The organism is Flindersiella endophytica (genome assembly GCF_054779015.1).
In genome coordinates this window covers 87450-107496 of sequence record NZ_BAAGYY010000041.1, presented here as the reverse complement: position 1 = coordinate 107496, position 20047 = coordinate 87450, and the positions used below count along the sequence as shown (strand labels likewise).

Sequence of the window (20047 nt, the reverse complement as noted above, 5' to 3'; positions counted from 1 at the left end):
AGGCCTAGGCGGCTTCCGCCGACTCGCGGTGTAGCTCCTCGGCCGTGATTCGTTCGAGCTGTTTGCGCTGTGTCTCCGGTCCGAACACGACAATGGCGATGACCGCCAGAGCCATCGGGATGACGCCGAGAGCAGCGGTCATACGTACCGACGGCGCGGCCACGGCGGCCACGACCAGGGACAGGATGAGCACGCCTCCGGCTTTGGTCGCGCCGGCCGACAACCCGCTGCCACGAGCACGTACGACTGTCGGGTACACCTCCGCTGTGTAGGCGGCGAGGACTGAGTTCAGGATGCTGATTCCCCACGCCGGTATGACCAGAAGTACGTACAGCAGCGGGCGGTTGTCGGCCACCTGATCACCCAGCGCCGCGAATGCGATCAGGGAGACGCCCATCAGCGCGGTGATGGACAGGACAGTCTTCTTGCTGCTCCAGAAGCCATACAGCAATGCGACCGGGAGACTGAACGGGAAACCGATGATGGCGGCGTTACGGAGGATCTGGCTCGCGTTTACCTCGGAGAAGCCCAGCTTCTGCAAGTTGGACGGCATCCATTGCTGGAAGCCGTACTGCGTCATGCCGATGCTCAGGGCGAGCAGCACGATCGCCGCCGACAGGCCGAGGAACCGTCCAGTCAACAGCTGCCGGAAACCGCGAGTGAGACCCTGCTCGACCTGGAGCTCGGACTCCTTCTCCACGATCGCCGCGCCGTACCTGCGCATCACCGCTCTGGCCTCCTGATCGCGGCCCTGCTTGAGCAGGAACCGCGGCGACTCAGGTATCCATCGATTGAGCAGCAGCAGAAGAAGTCCGGTGGGCAGCCCGATCAGCCAGAGCATGCGCCAGCCGAACTGTCCTGGCGAAGCCAACGTGGAAGACAGCCAACTCACGATGATGTAGGCGCCGGCGATGTCACTGCCGATAAGGACGATCACCCATCCACGGTGCTTCCTCGGCACGGTCTCCGACAGCAGTGAGAACGTGATCGGCAGCATGCCGCCCACGCCAAGGCCCATGGTGAAGCACGTAACGAGGTTCATCCAGTACTGCGGCATCGTGCCGCATGTCGACGTCGCGATGAAGATGATCGCGGACAGCAGGATCGATGCCCGCCGCCCGATCCGGTCACCCAGCCAACCCCAGATGAACGAGCCGATCATCGTGCCGGTGATCCCGGCCAGCGGATACAGCCCAATTGGCAGTGCGTCGGCCTGCGGGTTCAGCGGTCCCCGCAACCCATACTCTGCGGCGGCACCGGGAGCGATGAACGCTAGTGACACAGTCTTCATCACATCGATCGTGATCGCCGCGGCCATCACCAGCAGCAGCCCGACGTGCGCCGGTCGGATCCGTACGTCGTCCAACGGCGCGATACTGACCCGGCTCAGCTCCGGCCGCTCCATCGTCGTCGTGGGAAACAGGCTGTAGACGGTGATGCCGACGCCGATGAACATGAGCGCCATACCGACTGTCATCTCGGGGGTGACCGGCATGCCCGCGAGGTGATAGCGCATGTCGTGAGCCGCGAAGTAGCTCGGCCACTGCAGCAGCACGCCAACTGTCGTGCTCGAGACCCCGAGCCAGAACGCCAGCGGGTGTTCGTAGGAGATACCGTTCAAGCGTTTACGGAGCACCGGCCGGCGACCGGCTCCGCCGGGTCCAGGAGCGGCTTGGTCAGATCTCAAGAGAAGGCTTCCTTTCAGCGAGCGGCCGTAGGCCCGGCGGTTCGGACATCTCGAGATCAGGTGCCGCTCGCGGAAACGACGCGAGTGGGTCCTTCCTTCCCATAGACAGGACAGCCGTACATGGGCTCGAAGTCCTCGAAGAGGCGGTACTCCTCTTCCTTTCTCAGCCGAAGAACGAAGGGGTTACTGTCGGTCCACAGGTCGCCGTTGAGTGCGAGCACTCGCTCCCGCTCTCCAACGCCTTCGCCCATCAGAAGCTTCTGGACATACGTCCCCATCGGGCCAATGCGGCGGTCGTAAACCGCCCGGATCAGCCGATAGTACGTCTCGTAACCGGTCTTGTAGAAGGCCTGATAGCGTTCGATCATCTCGGCCTCGGACAGCTCCCCGTCGGCGTATCTGATGGTCTCCTCGGCGGCCCTTCTGCCGGTCGCGAGCGCGAGATACACCCCAGCCGAGAAGATCGGGTCCGAGAAGCAGCCCGCATCCCCCACCAGAAAGTAGCCAGGCCCGGCAACCGTGTCGGCGTGATACTCGAAGTTGTTCTCGCCGCGGAGGCCTCGCCACACCTTCGTCCCCTTGATGCGCTGGACGATCCGGGGGACCCGACGAAGGTGTTCTTCGAATATCTGGTCAGGATTCGAGGCACGCAAGATCTCGGCCGGGGCCATCGCACCGATGCTGATGATGTCGTCGCGGATCGGTATCGCCCAGATCCAGCCGTCCTGGTGGACCCCGATCTGGGTGTCGCCGTAGCGTCCCGGGTTGTTGCTCTCATCTACTCCGCTGAAGTGCTTGAAGACAGCGGCCATCCTGAGTTGACGATCCGTCCTCCGCAACTTCAGCCCGCGAGCGACAACGCCCGCCCGGCCACTCGCATCCACGACGAACCTTGCCGTGGCGCTGTGTTGCCGGTCGCCATGGGTGTATCGGACTCCGGTGATCCGATCGCCAGAGCAGACCAACTCGGTGACGCGGGCGTCCTCCAGGACGGTGACACCGGCCTCCTCTGACGTGGCGCCGAGCAGGATCTTGTCGAATCGGGACCGTTCGACCTGGTAGGCCCAGTTTCGATAGCCCTCGTCCGCGGTCACATCGAGATCAACCAGCCGGAACCCCCCGTCGGGACGGATGATCTCCAGGCCCTTCTTGACGACGAATCCCTCGCCACTGAACCGTTGCAGGATGCCGAGCTGCTCCAGAACGTCTTGAACGTACGGCAGGAACGCCTCGCCAATGTGGAATCTCGGGAACCTCTCCCGCTCCAGAACAAGGACCGAGCGCCTGCTCCGAGCCAGCGTGATGCCATAGGCGCAGCCACTGGGACCACCGCCAATGACGACAGCGTCGTAGGCGTTGTCGAGTGCCTCAGCCATCGGACGTACGCTCCCTTACCTGGTCTCTGCCGGGGTCTCGGTGATCTCGACTACGGCTGCGGCCGCTTCCATCCCTGGCGCTCCGCTGAACAGCAGCACCTTGTCTCCAACCTCGACCTGGCCGCTCCGCCAGAGGTGTTCCAGGCCACGGATCTGATCGAGCGGACCGGCGTGGCCGAGCCGGCGGGTGAACTCCCAGATCCCGCGTTCTTCCTCGACGCCGATCGGGTCCAGGAAGAGATCGTGCAGCGCCCAGTGCGTAAAGCCGTCGTGAACGACCTTCACGATGTCGTCCAGCGAGACACCCGCCTCCTTCAAGGTGGTCTCCACAGCTTCGATCATGACCGATCCGAAGTCGCTCTCAGGCGTGAGCGTCCCTTCTTCCACCTCCCGCTGGAAGCGGCCCATGCGTTCCTCGAAGTTGAGCGTGCCACCCACGGTGAGACTCGGCGGGAACAGGCTTTCACCGGCGCGATGCCGCTCCTCCAGCTCCGGCGCCGAAACCGACCCGATGGCCAGCACGCGCGCGAGTCCACCGTTCCTGGACAGCACGACAGCTCCTCCACCGTCCGCGAGTACGAACAGGCTGGACGCTTGCCAGCGGTTGACCGCGGGGGTGCCGAAATTGTCGGCACACGTCAACAACGCCGCCGGCCTTTCCGGCATCGCGTTCAAATAGCAGGCGGCGAGCTGCAGGTTCGAGAAGAAGCCGATACACCCATTGCGAATCTCGACCGACGTTACCGGCTGATTGACCGTCCTACGGTTGATGTAATGCTGTGCCGACCAGCCGTCGGGACCCTGGGGATGCACACTGGTGTGGAACAGTGCGCCGATATCCTCAGCGCCGTGCTCTGCCTGCTCCAGCGCACGTTCGCACGCCTCGACGGCAAGATCCGGTGCAGGGGTGGCGCCGGCGATCGAGATGGACAGCAGTCCGCTCCGTTCACGTTGTTCGGCGTCATACCATCCCTGCTTCACGGCCTCCGCTGTATCCATGCACTCGGGAGTAGAAGTGCCGATACCGGCGATATAGATCTCGTTGACCTTCATTTGACCTCGCTCAGGTCGCGCGCTACTGAAATTCCTTTGGACACGAACGGATACGTAGCCTTCGATCCGAAAGCCGCTGAAGTAGTTCGGCCAAGCCGATCACTACCAGGGGAACGATACGTGATTCTCCCGGGCTTGTCGCCGAGCCTGGACGCCCCCATTGAACAAGACGCCCAGTCCGATCCGGCCTACCTCACGCCCTTGCTAGTCGGCTCTGCGCGACCTGGAATCGCCGTAGTCGTCAGCCTGCTGCTCAAGTTGTTCGGCCAGCTTCATCCAGACGTCGGCACAGGTTCGAGCCAGGTCCGCGACGACCGGGGCACAGTGCTCGGGCAGGTTGAGGCCGACGTCTTCCCAGCCGTCGCAACCATCCAGCTGCACAGCGTGCTGATGCAGCCAGCGCAAGGTTCTCCGGCCGGCATCGTTGAACCTCAAGGCGGGGTCGTTCCTCAACTTCTCCAGCAGCTTCTGCGGGCTGTCATGGCCACCGAACCGGGGCGGCTGGCCGCCTGTCCTGCGTGGCAGCCGCGACACCGGCGGCGGGTCAGCCTTCGCAACCGGCCGGTACCTCGGAGGCACCGGATCCTCATGCCGTTCAACGCGTTGCCGTACATCTCGTACCGTCGCCACGGAGAGGCCCGTCGCTCGAGAGATCTCACGCAGCCCAGCGTCTGGCTTCTCACTGATCAGCGCGGCGGCATGGCGTCGCTGCAACTCGCTGTTGATCGGGCGACGCCGTCCGTCTCGGCCGAGCCGGGTGTTCGACTGCGACGTTTCCGGTATCAAACTGTCGCGGATCCTCGCCACCGTCTTGTCGGACAGACCGGTTGACGCGGCCACCGCCCGATCCGACCAGTTCGGGTGAACCGCGATGAAGCGAGCCGCCGCCGCCCTCCGATCGGCCTGCGAAAGCGGAAGGCCGTGAGTGATATTGGCCGTCACAGCAAGGACGAACGCAACTTCCTCATCGCAATCGAGTAGACGGGCCTGGATCACGCTTTTGCCGTTCAACAGAGCGGCACGAACTCGATGCATTCCGTCAATCACCCGCATAGTCGGCCGATGAACCGTGATCGGCGGAAGCTCATCGTCCGATTCGGCGAGGAGGAGGCTGTGCTTGGGATCCTCTCCGGACAGCCTCGGCGAATGCCCAAAAACCAGCGAGCTGATTTGTACTGTGGTCACTTCACCACGTTCGGTCGAAGCAACCGGTAGCGGGTCCTCATCTGGACCGGTGGGGTTGGCGTGCGAGTAGACGTCGATCGGCAGGTTGGCCCGATTTAGCATGAAGCATCCCCCTCTGCATGCTTGGTAGGTCACCTCTTCCAGAGGGGTGGCTCCCCTCTGGCGGGAACAGCCTGTACCTGAACAAACAGCGCCTTCACGTTACAGGGATCCAGCCGGATCACGCGAGCAAAAAATGGTTAGGCCCCGCGCCCAATCTTCGGCCGAACGATAGCCTTAACTACTAGGTTGATTAGTAATCCTAAGACACTTAGTAATTCAGGCGCTCCGCCGCCACGGCACGTCGCCAGGATCTCAAGCTGCTGGGCCAGTAGACGTTCTCCGGAAGCAACACTAAGAATTGGGCTAGCTCTCAGTTGCGACCTAAAGGGAAAGCGGGAAGTGGATGCTCGATCCATTTGTGTACGTCGACAAACTACCCCGCCGAGTCCTGGTGGTTGGCGTCACCGCGGCCATCCTCACGTTACTTGCCGTCGGCGCGGTCTTCCTCTTTGGCATGGGCGACTAGGGCTGCCAGGCCAGGTGTTCAACTGCGGTAGCGCCGCGGTTATGACCCTTCCAACCGCGGCTGTCATTGTTCGGCTGCTTCGCCTGTGCAATTCTGGCGGACGCCGCCATGAATTCGTCCGTTCCCAACCGACCACGAGTCGTCGAGATCAGCAGCCAAGGGTGGGGAGTAAGCATGCCCTGGGGCAAGAACGCTCGGTCCGGAGCCACGGCCGTGCGTGCCGAGCGAATCGCAACACGGTCGCGCGACGAGATCTGGAAGCGGCCACCGCGCCGAATCGAGGCGTCGGAATGCATCACCTGTGACACGTGTGTCCGCAACTGCCCACCGGAGTTCGGTGCGATCGTGGATCGCGGACTCGATGTCTTCATCATTCCGGAGCTGTGCTCGGGTTGCCCGGTTTGCGTGATGGTATGTCCGGTCGACTGCATCTACGTCGACGAGGAGTGGTCACCGACCAACACCGATGTGTGGACCGACCTCGAACTTGCCGCAGGAGGTGCCTCATGACCATGCCTCTGGATCGAAACACCACGTCACGCCGAGCCGCCCTGGACAAGGCGCGACAAAGCCGGAGGCCGAGCCGCTTGGGGACGCCGGCCGGCGAGGCCGTCAAGCCGGACTACATCGTCGCGGAGGACGCCGGCTTTCCGGGACTGCTCGAACGCATCTGGCGGGAGGCCGTCGCCGCACCAGATCCGTCGTCGGCGGTGAGCACTCTCCTTACACTCGGCGGCCACGTTCCCGCTGACGTCCAGCTCCGTGCTTTGCGCCTCACCGAAGAGGCGGCGATGAAAGCCTTGTTCGGAATGACCTGGCGAGAGGAAGACCGGCCAAGCCAGCCAGTTGACGCTCCCGGTGTGCGGCCTGCCTTCCTCGGAGAACTTGGGCTCACGACGAGCGGCCGGATCGCTGTTCGCGTGCCGTCCCAGGGCCCGCTGGTGAGCGACCACAAGCTCGTAGACGGGGTCATTCGCCTGCCGTGGACGCCCCGCGCCTTGTCAGCCTATCGGGACGAGGTAAGCCACGCCTCAACACGTTTTTGGCGCTCGGTTGCCGAGTGCCGTCGATGGTTGGACGCGGCCGGACAATCTGGCCGCGATGGTCTGCTCGACCAGCTGAAGGAGGCCGCCCTACGCACCGCTCCGTTTGTCATCTACCAAGAAGGCAAGCAGTACACCAACTTCCGCGACCGGAACACGCTGACCGGCAAGACCCTCTGGCCGGGCCACCCGGACTGTGCCCTGAGCAGTCTGCAGGGCATCCCGTTGGAGCTGTGGTCGGACAATGATGCCGTCCTGGTTGTGTGCCTCGGGCTGCTGGTGCGGTCCGCGGGGTACGCCCGGATCGAGGAAGCCAACGGGACACAGTTGACGCTCGACCACGTGGCGCATTTGCTCGAGCGGACGCGACGAACGTACAACAGCGTCCCCGCTGGGCAAGACGTTCCACCGGCGACCTCCACGTCTGTGGAGGCGTTGAGCGACCTCGCTGGGGCACTTAGAGCACGCAGGCAAATGATCGGAAGCTCGGTCCGGCTCTACCGAGAAATCCACGGACCGCTGATGCACAAGATCGAGCGGCTCGCCGCACCGCACGGAGAACAGGCCCGCCGCAGGGAACAGTCGGTGTGCGCGCACTTGCGCAGGCAGCTACCGGTGGCGGGTGCCACTCTCACAGAACTCGCGGACAGCATCGCGGAGTCGCCTTCCTGGCTGTCCCGACCGCATGGTGGTTTCACGACAGGGCTGGAGTCCGCGGTGTACGAAACCGTCGCGGCCGCCACGAAGGCGTTCGACGCCGACTTCGCCATGAGCCGCGGTATCCGTTCGCTTCCCCAACTGATCCGGGCGCTGCGCGCGAACGACTGGGAGCAGATCACGCGGTGGGAGCTCCCTGACTACTTCTGCTGTGTGGTGCCGGCCGCCGGGGCGCGGAGGTACTTCGGTGACTCACCAGAGCAACTCGCCGATGTGACGTGGGCCATCTCCTCACGGATGCAGTACAACTCCTGGCACTTCATAGCCGGCAGCCTGCCCAAGGTGCCGGTCGTGTCCGCACGCGACTACTTCGTACCGCCCACTATTCCCGATCTCGCGTACTACTCAGACCAGCATCACCACGGGCATGTCGCCGCGAGAGTTCGGTTCAGCATCCGTAGCCCGCAGGCGGTCGACGTCCTGGACCGGACCTTCAACGGGTTCGTCGATCTCCGGCTGCTTCGATGCGAAGGACCACCCTTCGACGAGCAGGACCTCCTTGCCGCCGATCGTTGTTCGTCCTTCATCGCCAGGGCAACCACACTCGCGGCCGACCTGATCGCATGTGGCGAGACCATCGAGGTCGCGGCGTTCGACTCGCAATGGCACTGGACGACGATTGCCGCCTCAGAGACTGCTGGCACTCCAGGCCGAGGGGAATAAACTGTGCAACTGCTCGACGTCCGCGGATCCGTTCGCTTTCAGGGTCTGAACCACGTGCCCGCGGCACAGCAGCCGGCTTGGGACTACCACACGGAGCTGGGACCTGTGCGCGCGGAGCTGGCAGAGGTCCCCGCCCTGGTGGACGAACAGGAGATCTGGACCCTGCGGCAACTCCTGGCGGAGGTGGAATCGGGTAACGCGCATGTCCTCCACGTCGGCGAGTGCGCCGAACTGTTCACCATGGCCAACCCTCAACAGGTCGAGCGGCGAGTCGCCTTGTATGTCGAACTGGCTGACCACCTCGCATCGCGCACCGGGAGAAACGTCGTCCTGGTCGCACGCATGGCCGGACAGCACGCCAAACCCCGCAGCCAGTCGGTGGAAAGACTGATTGATGGAACGGTGCTGCCGGCCTATCGTGGCGATGCGGTCAACAGCCTCGATGTGTCCGCCGCGGGACGCCACGCCAACCCTCGACGGCTCCTCACGAGCTACCAGCGTTCGTACGACACCCTGCGATGCCTTCAGGATCGGCGCCACCAGAGTCATCCCGTCTTCGTCTCGCACGAGGCTCTGCTCAGAGACTATGAGGAGCCCTTGACGAGGGGCGGCCACCTGGCGTACGCCGGTAGCGCCCATCTGGTCTGGATTGGAGACCGCACACGCAGGCTCTGGAACTGGCACGTCCAGTGGGCGAGGTTGGTCAGCAACCCGGTCGGAGTAAAGATCGGGCCGACGACATCGCCAAGCGATCTCACCGATCTCATCCATGCGCTCAACCCACGCCGTGAACCAGGCCGACTCAGCCTGATCACCCGGATGGGCGCCACCGCGGCCGGCGAACGGGTCCGTGAGCTGATCCGGGCGGCAGCCAGCTGTCGCTCGCCGATTGTCTGGCAATGCGATCCGATGCACGGAAACACCCACAAGCTGGGCAACGCGAAGCTGCGCCTCCTGCCCGACCTGCGCGCCGAGGTCACCGCGTTCGTAGGAGCGATGCGTGCTGCCCGGTCTCATCCGGCGGGTCTCCATCTCGAAGTGACACCCGAAGCCGTGAACGAGTGCCGCGAGGACCTGCCAGCGGACGGTAAGCACCATGAGAGCCCACCGTGCGATCCACGACTGAATCCCCAGCAGGCACTGGAGATCGTCGACCACTTCGCCAACGAGTTGGGCTAGTTTCCCTCAATGTGATGCGGCCAAACGGCTAACCAACACTCCGCGATGTACGTTCACTGCGAGTTCGTTGCCCGCCAATGCGGAGCGCTCACGGACACCGCGACCGCCTGGAGAACATCATGACCTACGTTGTCGCCCTTCCCTGTATCGACGTGCTCGACAAGTCCTGCATCGACGAGTGTCCCGTGGACTGCATCTACGAAGGCGAGCGGATGGTGTACATCCATCCAGATGAGTGCGTGGACTGCGGCGCCTGCGAACCCGCGTGCCCAGTACAGGCCATCTACTACGAAGCCGACCTTCCCGAAGGATGGTTGTCCTACGCTGCGGCCAATGGCGGGTTCTTCCAGCAGCTTGGGTCTCCAGGGGGCGCGGCCAAGGTCGGCAGAACGAGTAACGACCCCCAGTGGATCAAGGATCTTGGTCCACAAAACCCACAAAACTGAAGTCAGCTAGGTTGCCCCGTCGCTCGTTCAATGGTGCTTTCAACTTGACGTAACCGCCCACTAGCTGACTGCGATACACTAGATATCGTTGCACTCACCTACTTGGTTTGACGTGATCGACAGGGCACCCATCAATCAGGATCCAGGCAGGATCAGGAGATATCCAGCCATGACCGATCAGTTACCAGATGAGCAGCTATGGGTCGGCATTCAACGGGTCTTCGAGTGCTACTGCAGTTGCTCAGAGACGATCACCTACTGCCTGGAACAGTCCGGCCCGCAGATGGCGGGCCACGCTCTACGATTGCTGATCGACTGCGCCGAGATCTGTCAAGTCGCGGCGGGACTCCTGCTTCGGCGCTCCTCCCTGCACCGGCTGGTGAGCATCAGTTGCGCCGAAGCGTGCGAGCGCTGTGCCCAATGTTGCGAACAGATCGACGATGAAGTGCTGCGGCAATGCGCTGAGCTGTGCCGCCGGTGCGCCGACGCGTGCCGCGAACTCACCTGGGAGCACACGGCGTGCCTGCCTCCGGTCGTCGCCGGTGGTCTCACCTAAGCAGCCAGCCAGTTCGAGCGTGAGCGCCGCGGCCCTGTGACGGGAACCAACGGTCATCTACGTGCGCGACAAGCGACGAAGCTCCCCAAATCACGTACGTCTCCGGATCCAGCGGATCGGTCGTTCCGGGTCGGGTGTGTAGCGGCAGGTGGATCCCGTGGTGATGGTTGCGGCGAGGAGTCGCCCGATCGCCGGCTCAGCCGCGGTGATCTCGTCGATGGCTCGCTTGATGGCTCGCTTGATGGCCTTGCGTACGGCGGTACGGGCGCGCTCCCCGGGGTCGGGGAAGCCTCTCGAGCGGCCGGCCATGCCGGTGGCGCGGCGCCAGGATCCCAGGCCGACAGTCCGACCGGCGTGACGCCTACCTCGGCCAACAGCTCACTGCGGCAGCGAATCCGCCCGACGCGCGTACAGCAGCGCTCCGGCCGAGATGCCGAGCGCCCACAGCATGTACCAGCCCGTCGTCGCGAACAGGGAGAGGACGCTGACGAAGGCCACGGCGGCGGCTCGCCGGGCCCAGCCGCCGGCCGGAAGTAGGCGGATCGCCGCGGCTGTGCTCAGCACGTAGACCAGGACGAACGAGCCCGTGGTCAGCAGCACCAGCTTCGTGAGATCCAGCCGGACAACGGTCGTGACGACCAGCGAGCCGAAGGCCAGGCCCGCGATCACGAACAGGCTGCGGCGTGGCACCTGCCCGGCGGCGCTGCCGTGCGCGAACCACGCTGGTAGCGCGCGGTCGCGGCCCAGTGCGGCGCCGAGCTTGGCGGCGCCGGCGAAGTAGGCGTTCATGGTGCCGAGGGTGAGAACGAGGGCGACAACCGCGGTGAGTGCCCGGGCCGGGTCGCCGAGTCCGACGGCGAGCAGATCGGCCAGCGGTGCGGGCGTCTGCCCGGCAGCCGGTCCCAGGACGAGGACGCTCGTGGCCGCCACCCCCAGGTAGAGCACGCCGATCACCACGACCGCGATCCCCGTCGCGAGCGGCAGGTCCCGGACCGGCCGACGGTACTCCCCGGCCAGCGATGTCACCGCCTCCCAGCCGGCGAAACCCCAGACCAGCAGTGCGGCAGCGGATACGACCGCGAACCAGCCGTGCGGGGCGAACGGCCGCAGATTCGCCAGCTGCGCGTGCGGCAACGCGGTCAGCGTCGCGGCGAGCAGTAGGGCACCGAGCAGGCCCGCCAGGACGAGCTGGACCCGGCCCGAGAGCCGGACCCCGCCGGCGTTCATCGCGGTCACGACCACGATCTCGGCGACGGCCGTGAGCACCGTGGTCCGCCGGCCGCCACCGAACGCGGCGGCAACGTAGGCCCCACCGAACATCGCCGCCGGTGGCGCCCCCACCGCGACCGCGAAGTAGAAGCACCACCCGACCACCGTGGCAGGACCCGCACCGAAAGCCGTACGGACATAGGTCGAGACACCGCCGGAGTCGGGGTAGCGCGCACCCAACGCGGCGAACGTGACGGCCAGCGGCACCGAGAGAGCCACCAGGATCGCCCACGCCAGCAGGGACGCGGGACCCGCGACCCGGGCGCCGAGAGCGGGCAGCGCTATCACCCCGGTGCCCAGGACAGCACCGATGGACAGCGCGGCGCCCTGCGCGACACCCAGCCCGTGGCTGGTTCCGCCCTCGGCCGGGCGGGTGAGTGGCTCGGGCACGGTCATCGGAACGAACCTACGATCGGCCGAAGCGCCGGAACAGGGCCAGACCGGAGCGAATCGACCGGGCCAGAGCGATCCGATCCATGCCCATCACGCCGTACTCGCTCGCCACGAGAACGTGGTCACACAAACGGATCGTGAAGTTCAGGAGGGTAGGCCCCATCGGCTCAGGCAGAACGGGTGACCGGCCGGATCGAGCAGGATCCGGAACAGGTCTGGATCCGGCTGCCAGTCGGCCACCCACAGCCGGCATCCGGCGTCCTGCACACCCACTACAGGGCTGTCTGCTGGTGGAAGACGATGCGCCAGCCGTCGCCCTCACGCGTGTAGACGCTCGTGGCGTACGACGGGAGCTCGACCTCCTTGCCCTGAACCTCCGCCACCACGTGTGCGTGATAGGTGAGGACGGCATTGTTCGCGTCCAGTTCGATCACACGATGCTCCGACAAGTCAGTCTTGACGTATGGGTTCCGGTTGGCCTGGATGACCGGAACGATCTGATCCTTGCCCATCACGCCGTACTTGCTCACCACGAGCGCATCGTCGCGCAAAGCCGTGGCGTAGAACGCGCCGTCACCTTCACGGTTCGCCCGCCACATGTCGTTCTCGAGCTCGATCAGAGTCTCAGCCAGCTTCATACGAATCCCCGCTCACGACCTCACCCTCCACAGTGCCCGAGTCCTGCAGCACGAACGTGCCCTGCCTGCCGCCCAGCCTTCCGGTCATTCGCTCGAGGCCGACGAAGCTGGCGGAGCCATCGGCCCGTGCGGCCTGCAGGAACGTTGCCACACCCTCACCTTCGATGTCTCCGCTGAAAGTCTCCTCGACGTGTACCTTCACGAGATTCATCCCACCGTCGCAGGAGTCGAGGTCCTCCGGCTCGTACAAGTGCACGGTAATGACGCCGCTTGCGTGCGCGGGCTGGTTCGCTGTAACGCTCAACGGGGTTGCCTTTCGCCTTGTGTCTTGTCTTGTGTGGAAGGGAACAGATGGAAGTGATGTCCGAGAAAGCGTGAACGGCGGGGCGGCTCATCGCCGGTGTGGAGCTCCTCGACTCGGGCGAGGATCGGGCCATCGGAGGCAATGCCTCGGCCGGCAAGGCGTTCGTACTCCGCCCAGGACGACAGCAGGTAGCTCTCGATATGCGTCCCCGGGTCGCTGAGGCTCTGGAAGATCCCCCAGTGCATCGCTCCGTCGCGCTCGCGGATCCGCCGCACCGCACGCATGGCGCCGCGGAACGCGGTCAGATCCCCCTCCGGTAGGAGGTACTCGACGGTGACGAAGACCGGACCATCGTCGGGGTCGATCCGCAGGTCGACGTACGGCGTCTCCGAGTGCAGCGGACCGGTGTCTACCGCGTCGGCGACTGACAGTCGCAGCCGGCGGGCGAGCACGATGTTGGCGAGCATGCCGACCGCGGCCGCGACCAGCGTCGTCCGCAGGCCGAACTTGCCGGCAAGGTATCCCCAGCCGGCGGCGCCCGCGGCCATGGCAACAGCGAACACCAGTTGGTAGATCGCCAGTCCGCGGCCACGAACCCAGTTCGGCAGTACGCCCTGGGCCGCGATGTTGAGCGTCGACATGGTTGTCATTCCGGCAAAGCCGGCGATCGCCAGCACGGGAAAGGCCGCCGCGAGTATGTGGAGTTGGGACAGCGCCAGCAGGACAAGGGCGTAGAGCCCCAGCGCGAGCATCACCAGGTGCTCGTGGTCGAAACGCTCCCGCAACCGCGGCAGCAGCAGTGAGCCTGCCAGGCCACCCACACCCAGGCTGCCCAGCAGCAGACCGTACTGCGCGGCATCGGCACCCAGCTGGTCCCGGCTGACCACCGCCAGCAGAGCCGGCACGACGGTAAAACACAAGCCATAGCTCGCGGTTCGGGCCAGTACGACGCCCAGTGCCGGCGCGTGCCGGACGTAGCGGATCCCGGCACGCATCGCTCCGAGGACGTGCTCGGCGGGCAGTTGCGCCAGTGGACGAGGGCGGCGCCAGGCCAGCGCGACCACCACGACACCCAGGAACGAGCACGCGTTGAACGCGAACGCCGCGCCCGGGCCAACGAACGCGACGAGCAGACCGCCCAGCGCCGGGCCGACGGCCTGGGACAGCGTGAACGACGTGGAGTTCAGCGCGACGGCCGGGGACAGGCTCGCCCGGTCGACCAGCTCGGGCGTCACCGCCAGGAGCACCGGCGAGCCCAGCGAGGCACCGACCGACAGCAGCAACGTGAGCAGGAGCAGCCATGAAGGTTTCGCGGATCCGGCCAAAGCGAGCCCTGCCAGCACGGCCGCAACCAGCGCTTGCATTGTTTGGGTTACGACGATCAGTCGCCGCCGGTCCACCACATCGGCCAGCGCTCCGGCAGGTAGTGCCAGCAGGAACGTCGGCACCGAGGCCGCCGTCAGCAGCAAGGCCACAGGAGCCGCCGATGTGGTCAGCGAGGTCATCAGCCACGCGGCGGCCACCAGATGGATCCACGAGCCCAGGTTCGAGAAGAGACCGGCGATCCAGAAGGCGCGGAACACCGGCGTACGAAGCGGTGAGGGTCCGCGCTGATCGGCCGCGGTTCGAACTCGTGTCACCGGCCGAGCGCCTCGATGACCAACCGCGCGGCGGCGGCTCCGGAGTACTGCTGCTGGCCGGTCACCAGCAGCCCGTCGCGTACCGCATGCGGGCGGAACGCGCCCTGCACGATGAAGTTGGTGCCAGGAAGGGCGCGCGCCTCGTCCTCGATACGGAACGGCTGGATCCGTTGCCCGACGAAGGCGTCGGCGTAATCCTCCTCCGAGTTGGCGAAGCCGGTCCAGGTCTTGCCGGTGACCAGCAACTCTCCAGTCGACAACCGGGTCTTCAACAGCACACAGGTGGCGTGGCAGACGATCGCAGTCATCTTCCCCGCCTCATAGAACGCGACGACCAGCTCGTGCAGTCGTTTGTCGTGGTAGAAGGTGTACATCGGCGCCTGGCCTCCGACGAGAAAGATCCCGTCATAGGCCTCCACCGACATGGCCGCCTCATCTGTCGTCGCGGCCTTGGTGTCTTCGATCAAACCGAGGTGTTCAGGAGAGTTGACGAACCCGAGCGTGATGAGGTCCTCCGCCGAGTATCCCGACGCATCGCGCGGGTCGCTCCACGAGTCGGCCGCCAGCCGCCCGCCGTCGGGGCTCACAATCTCCACTTCGTAGCCGTGCTGGGTGAACTCCCAATAGGCGTGGGTGAGCTCGGCCCACCAGAACCCAATCGGCCAGCCGGTTTGCCCCGACCCGGCCGGGTTGGAGCAGACCAGCAGAATCTTCTTGCTGGTAACGAGATCGATGTCAACAGGCATGCGGTTGTCTTTCGCTCATAGATCGTGGAGTCGCCGTTCATGACGGTGGCGTCAACGCACGATAGGAGGCCTCGATGAGCGCTGTAATGTACGTTCTTGCGCTCAGGGCACGTAACGGCCCGGCGCTACGCCGAGATGGCGCTTGAAGTGCCTCGTGAAATGGCTCAGATCGAAGAACCCCGTCTCGTTGGCGACCGCGCTCACCGGCAGCCCGCGCAGAAGCAGTCGCTTGGCGTGGTTCAGCCGAACCTGCAGCTGGTAGGCGTGCGGCGGCATCCCCACTTCCTGCCGGAACAGCCTCGCCAAATGGAAAGGACTCAACTCCGCCAGCCGTCCCAGCTCCTCCAGGGAGACACTGGCGGCGTAGTTGTCTTCCAGATACGTACGGACGATCGGTACCGCGCTGCACGGCCCCGCCACAGGCTGGGCTTCTGTCCGGTGGCCGGTGTGCCTGGCGATCAGGGCCGCCAACAGCGACAGCAGGCCCGTATCCAGAGCGAGCCGCGCGGACGGATCACCGAAGCTGGCGTGCAACCGTCGAAACCTCGCGACGAGTTGGCGATCCTCGAGCACGACGTCGGCAAAGTATGGCAAACCAGTACGGGCGGCTCCGATCTCTGCCGCCAACTCCCGGACCCGTCCCTCGCCTGCGTAGAGCACTTGGTAACCGCCCGTCGTCGTCCGCTGCTCGGTTTCGACGGCCATGTGCACCTCGCCCGGCATCAGGACCGACAGCCGCCGTGGCGGGACCACGTGCCAGCCGCCCCGATAGCGATATCTGTTCGGCGGATCGTCGCCGACGCAGATTTGGTACTCCTCGTGAGCATGGCTTGGTGTAGTGCCGGGCGGCCCGGGCGGATAACGGTAGGACTCCAGAAGACAGCCCTCGAGAAGCCCGCCCTGAGCCTGGAGCTCAGCATCCGTTTCTGAGGCTCGCTGCTCGGACCGCTTCCCCGTACGGTCGGTCATGCGGCGATGCTACCGCCGGCCAGCAAAAGATCGGCGCCCGCAGACCCCACCGCGACTTGACGGCAGATCTGCGGGAAACCGTTGTGCCGCCCAGGCACGGCGACCTCTAGACGATCTGTTCCAGGGGGTCGCCGGTCAAGCGCGCGGCGCATGGCGCCGCGCTGACAAGGCGGAGGAGGAGCCAGGAGGGGCCTCCGGCGATCGACGACAACGCAGCCAGCGTGGATGCCAGGCGTCGCGCGTCAGGCGACCCCTTGGAACAGATCGTCTAGGCAAGTGCACGGAGACGGTCCAAGAGGAACCCCGCCATAGCTCGAACCCCAAGCCCGATCGCCCGCTCGTCCGCAGCGAAGTCTGGTGCATGAGTGATCCCGTTGAGTCCTGCTTCAGGATTTGCGACCCCGAGATAGAACATCGCGCCTGGGATCTGCTCCAGAAAGTAGGCGAAGTCATCACCGTTGAAGGGGAATGCGGCATGCGTCACCAGGACGGAGTCCGCTCCAACGACACTGCGCAGGTGTCTAGCCGCCTGCTCGTTGAGCTCCGGCGAGCACACCATCGCCGGGAACGGTCGCGCGGAGCACTCGACTCTCGCGTGAGGGAGCGCCTCGACCCAGCCCTGCACCTCACCGCGGATCGTGACGTATTGGCTGCTCGGCCACGCTCGCAGCCACGCATCAACACGGGCGCCCTTGTCGTGTGAGCTGGTTTGGATGTCGGCGAAAACGAAGCGCGCCAGTGGACCGTCTGGCGTCAGCAGGTTGCGCAGCAATTGCTCGAACTGCTGAGGTGTCTGTGGGCGGTGAACAGTCGACAACTCTCCGATCATGGTAGCGAGCCGCTCAGCGTCGGCGACGACGTTCTGCCCAGTAAGTTCGATCCGGATATGGTCCTGCCCGGGTTGTCCTGGCCCGACCGCGAAGCTGCCAAACTCGAGCGGCCCGCAGTGCAGTGCGTAGATCTCCTGCGGGGAAGTCAGTCCCAAGGCTCCTTCCTCGACCATGGCTCGGGCACCGGTGATCGTCTCCTCCGCCGGCTGGAAGATGAACACGATCCGCCCCGCCCATCGCGTCCGTAGCTGAGACAGGACCTTCGCGACTCCAACCCCGATCGCCGTATGCAGGTCGTGGCCACACAAGTGCGCTGCGCCAGGGATTTGAGAGGCAAAGTCACTGACAAACAACTCCTCATCTTCGACTGCGTCCAGATCGGCTCGATAGGCGATAGTCGGGCCCTCGTCCACGCCGTCGAGAACTGCTATCACGCCATGGCCGGCGATGCCCGTAGTCACAGCCAGATCCGTTGCACGAAGCTGATCGGCGACCAAGGTCGAGGTGCGCACCTCCTCGCCGGCGAGTTCGGGATGACGATGGATGGAGCGACGCAACTCGATCAGCCCATGGTCGATTCTGGCTGTGGCCGCATCGATATTCTTCTGGTCCGGCGGCAAATACATGGACGTAGAGTACTGGTGTCTTGATCTGACGTAGATGTCAGCGATACGTTGCGAATGCGCTCGCGCTGGGTTCGGCTCAGCTCGGTCTACGTCGCATCTGCTTTACCAGCAGGGCGAGGTTGGCTACGCGCGCCGAATCGGGCCGCGATGGCATGGAAGACCTCTTTCGGTTCCCACGCCAGGTCGGGATACGCGGTGCCGTTGTTTCCTTTGAGAACCCTCACGGCACCGTAGCTGGCCAGGTCGAGATCGTGCCGCGGCTCGGGGTCGAAGGGAGCTTCGTAGCCGGCGAAGGTGAACCAGAACGCTCCATGCACGCCCTCGACCTCGAAGACGTCCATCAGCTCGGTGAAGTACGCCGCCTGACCGGCTTCGTCGCGAACGTAGTCGCCGTTCAGCGCACGCGGGTTGGCCGCGAGGTCGACGATCGCCCAGCCCATGCCGCCCGCGTCCGCCGCACCTCGGTAGGTGCAGCAGCCGAACTCGGTGATCACCAACGGTTTGCCGTGCCCCGCGTGGGTTCGCACCTCCTGGGCGAACTCGGCGGCGTTGTCCGCCGACCGGTACAGGTCGACCGCGGCGAAGTCGAATCCCGACCAGTCGATCTCCTCCCACTCCCCCGCGGCGTAGGTGACCTTGCCACCGAAGTGCTGCCGCGCGACCTCGACGACGCCGCGCAGCACCGCGGCGAAGTCCCGTTCGGGCGAGAAATCGGCCCAGGCTTCGGGATTCGTCGCGTTCTGGATCCGTTCCATCAGGTGCGCGCCTGGCACGAACCCGGCGCAGAACAGCGACATCTCACAACCCAGCACGAGCACGGTCTCCGGGTCTCGCGCCCGGATCTCCTCCGCCCGCTTGGCGCAGTCGGCGAAGTAGGGCGGAAGCTGCGCCGGCGTCAGGTCGATCGGGAACGGCGCGAACCACACCCGCAGACCCACGTCGACCGCAGCGTTCGCGGCCAGCGTGAGGCGGTCGGGCATGTCCCCGCTGATCCGGACCGCGTCGCAGTGCAGGTCCGTCGCGATGATCTCCAGCTCCCGCCGCACCACCGCGGGATCGAAGTCGACCCGCGACCGGTCGCCGACCGCGCCGCCGAAACCTGTGTCGTAGTTGATTCCTCGCAGCATCATCGCCTCCAGAATGTACGTTGTACACGGCACAGTACGTTGTACACTCCACAAATGCCAAGTGCTCACGTCGAACGGCTGGTCTGGCACCACCCCGAGCCGCCAGGGCGCAAGCACGCCCTGACTCGCGCAACCGTGGTACGCGCGGCGATCGGCATCGCAGACGCCGGCGGCGTCGCCGCGCTGACCATGCGCGCCGTGGCAGACGCGCTCGGCGTCTCGACCCCGATGTCCCTCTACCGCTACGTGCTCAACAAGGACGGCCTGGTCGACCTGATGCTGGACGAGGTGTCGGCAGAGGTCGAGGTGCCGGCCGAACCGGGCGGCGACTGGCGCGCCGACCTGCGCGGGGTAGCGACCAGCCTCTGGCTGATGATCGGCAGACACCGCTGGTACGCCGAGCTCGTGGACAGCCGCCCGCCGTTCGGGCCCCGGACCATGCGGCGGGCGGCCTTCCTGATGACCGTCCTCGACGGTGCGGGGCTTACACCCGCCGTCGCTTACGCCTCGCTGCTGGACAACTACGTGACCGGCACTGCGATGAGCGTCAGCCGGGAGATCACGATGCTCGAGCGGTTCGGCATCGGCACGACTGACGACCTGCGGGCGTACACGGGCGAGATGGCCAACGACTCGCTCGGCACCTGGCTCCACGACATGCCAGACCTGAGCGCGGACTCACGCTTCGAGCTCGGCCTCGATTGCCTACTCGACGGGATTGCCGCCCGGCGACCCTGAGCTACCCCGCTCCATCCGAAGTGGCTCACCGGTCCCGCTTCGGCGAAGTCAAGCGTTCCCCCACAACTGAGCCGGACTTCAGGCAGCCCGGGCCGAGGGGGTCCGGCTCAATCGAATGTGACTCGCATCCTTTGACGGCTGCTGTGGCTGATCGCACAAGCCTGAGCCAACAAGCCCTGTTACGGAACCAGCAGCGAGCCACGTCACAGTAGGCCGTGTTGTTGAGAATAGGGAAGGAATGGAGCGACTCGGAACCTCTTCGCCACGGCGAAGGGTGCCGGCCAGCACGGCGTG

General features: G+C 65.2%; 20 protein-coding genes. 7 read left to right on the top strand and 13 right to left on the bottom strand.

Annotated features, from left to right (window positions below; translation table 11 throughout):
* Window positions 1-4 precede the first annotated feature (4 nt).
* From ACYVF6_RS41385 to ACYVF6_RS41370, 4 genes are all read right to left on the bottom strand, one after another.
* Window positions 5-1621: an MFS transporter gene (locus tag ACYVF6_RS41385; RefSeq protein WP_460530799.1), complete on the bottom strand. Its 1617-nt coding sequence runs from the start codon at window positions 1619-1621 to the stop codon at window positions 5-7.
* A 122-nt stretch (window positions 1622-1743) separates the two neighbouring features.
* On the bottom strand, window positions 1744-3063 hold the full coding sequence (locus ACYVF6_RS41380; protein WP_460530796.1) for an NAD(P)/FAD-dependent oxidoreductase: 1320 nt from the start codon (window positions 3061-3063) through the stop codon (window positions 1744-1746).
* Window positions 3064-3078: 15 nt separating this feature from the next.
* Window positions 3079-4116 carry a ketoacyl-ACP synthase III family protein gene (locus tag ACYVF6_RS41375; protein ID WP_460530793.1) on the bottom strand — a complete coding sequence of 346 codons (1038 nt, stop codon included), beginning with the start codon at window positions 4114-4116 and terminating at the stop codon, window positions 3079-3081.
* A 204-nt stretch (window positions 4117-4320) separates the two neighbouring features.
* Window positions 4321-5403, bottom strand: a complete 1083-nt coding sequence (locus ACYVF6_RS41370; RefSeq protein ID WP_460530790.1) for a hypothetical protein — start codon at window positions 5401-5403, stop codon at window positions 4321-4323.
* Window positions 5404-5746: 343 nt separating this feature from the next.
* Between ACYVF6_RS41370 and ACYVF6_RS41365 the strand changes: the two genes are divergently transcribed.
* The 6 genes from ACYVF6_RS41365 to ACYVF6_RS41340 all read left to right on the top strand — a co-directional run bounded on the left by ACYVF6_RS41365 (window position 5747) and on the right by ACYVF6_RS41340 (window position 10473).
* Window positions 5747-5869, top strand: coding sequence for a hypothetical protein (locus ACYVF6_RS41365; protein ID WP_460530787.1), 123 nt, complete (start codon window positions 5747-5749; stop codon window positions 5867-5869).
* 108 nt (window positions 5870-5977) lie between these two features.
* Complete coding sequence (locus ACYVF6_RS41360; RefSeq protein WP_460530784.1) at window positions 5978-6379, top strand: DUF362 domain-containing protein; 402 nt, start codon at window positions 5978-5980, stop codon at window positions 6377-6379.
* The gene (locus ACYVF6_RS41355) at window positions 6376-8292 is read left to right on the top strand and encodes a hypothetical protein (RefSeq protein WP_460530781.1); all 1917 of its coding nucleotides are present in this window, start codon (window positions 6376-6378) and stop codon (window positions 8290-8292) included. Before ACYVF6_RS41360 ends, ACYVF6_RS41355 begins: the two co-directional genes overlap by 4 nt.
* Before the next feature lie 3 nt (window positions 8293-8295).
* Window positions 8296-9471: a 3-deoxy-7-phosphoheptulonate synthase class II gene (locus ACYVF6_RS41350; protein ID WP_460530778.1), complete on the top strand. Its 1176-nt coding sequence runs from the start codon at window positions 8296-8298 to the stop codon at window positions 9469-9471.
* Between the two features lie 119 nt (window positions 9472-9590).
* Entirely contained in the window at window positions 9591-9917 is a 327-nt protein-coding gene (gene fdxA / locus ACYVF6_RS41345) for a 4Fe-4S dicluster domain-containing protein (RefSeq protein WP_460530775.1), read from the top strand.
* 169 nt (window positions 9918-10086) lie between these two features.
* A complete protein-coding gene (locus ACYVF6_RS41340) occupies window positions 10087-10473 on the top strand; it encodes a four-helix bundle copper-binding protein (RefSeq protein WP_460530772.1) in 387 nt (128 codons plus the stop codon).
* 90 nt (window positions 10474-10563) lie between these two features.
* On the opposite strand, the gene ACYVF6_RS41335 is transcribed toward ACYVF6_RS41340, so the two are convergent.
* The 9 genes from ACYVF6_RS41335 to ACYVF6_RS41295 form a co-directional block, all read right to left on the bottom strand.
* Window positions 10564-10782 (bottom strand): hypothetical protein, encoded by a 219-nt coding sequence (locus ACYVF6_RS41335; RefSeq protein ID WP_460530768.1) that lies wholly within the window; start codon window positions 10780-10782, stop codon window positions 10564-10566.
* 69 nt (window positions 10783-10851) lie between these two features.
* Entirely contained in the window at window positions 10852-12138 is a 1287-nt protein-coding gene (locus ACYVF6_RS41330) for an APC family permease (RefSeq protein ID WP_460530765.1), read from the bottom strand.
* Between the two features lie 269 nt (window positions 12139-12407).
* Window positions 12408-12773 (bottom strand): nuclear transport factor 2 family protein, encoded by a 366-nt coding sequence (locus ACYVF6_RS41325; protein WP_460530761.1) that lies wholly within the window; start codon window positions 12771-12773, stop codon window positions 12408-12410.
* On the bottom strand, window positions 12760-13077 hold the full coding sequence (locus ACYVF6_RS41320) for a DUF3224 domain-containing protein (RefSeq protein WP_460530758.1): 318 nt from the start codon (window positions 13075-13077) through the stop codon (window positions 12760-12762). Before ACYVF6_RS41320 ends, ACYVF6_RS41325 begins: the two co-directional genes overlap by 14 nt.
* On the bottom strand, window positions 13074-14717 hold the full coding sequence (locus ACYVF6_RS41315) for an MFS transporter (protein ID WP_460530755.1): 1644 nt from the start codon (window positions 14715-14717) through the stop codon (window positions 13074-13076). Before ACYVF6_RS41315 ends, ACYVF6_RS41320 begins: the two co-directional genes overlap by 4 nt.
* Entirely contained in the window at window positions 14714-15463 is a 750-nt protein-coding gene (locus tag ACYVF6_RS41310; RefSeq protein WP_460530752.1) for a type 1 glutamine amidotransferase domain-containing protein, read from the bottom strand. Before ACYVF6_RS41310 ends, ACYVF6_RS41315 begins: the two co-directional genes overlap by 4 nt.
* Before the next feature lie 102 nt (window positions 15464-15565).
* Window positions 15566-16432 carry a helix-turn-helix transcriptional regulator gene (locus tag ACYVF6_RS41305; RefSeq protein WP_460530749.1) on the bottom strand — a complete coding sequence of 289 codons (867 nt, stop codon included), beginning with the start codon at window positions 16430-16432 and terminating at the stop codon, window positions 15566-15568.
* Between the two features lie 268 nt (window positions 16433-16700).
* Window positions 16701-17888, bottom strand: a complete 1188-nt coding sequence (locus tag ACYVF6_RS41300; protein WP_460530746.1) for a M20 metallopeptidase family protein — start codon at window positions 17886-17888, stop codon at window positions 16701-16703.
* A gap of 86 nt (window positions 17889-17974) precedes the next feature.
* Complete coding sequence (locus ACYVF6_RS41295) at window positions 17975-19018, bottom strand: hypothetical protein (RefSeq protein WP_460530743.1); 1044 nt, start codon at window positions 19016-19018, stop codon at window positions 17975-17977.
* A 51-nt stretch (window positions 19019-19069) separates the two neighbouring features.
* Between ACYVF6_RS41295 and ACYVF6_RS41290 the strand changes: the two genes are divergently transcribed.
* Complete coding sequence (locus tag ACYVF6_RS41290; RefSeq protein ID WP_460530740.1) at window positions 19070-19753, top strand: TetR/AcrR family transcriptional regulator; 684 nt, start codon at window positions 19070-19072, stop codon at window positions 19751-19753.
* The last annotated feature ends 294 nt before the right edge of the window (window positions 19754-20047 follow it).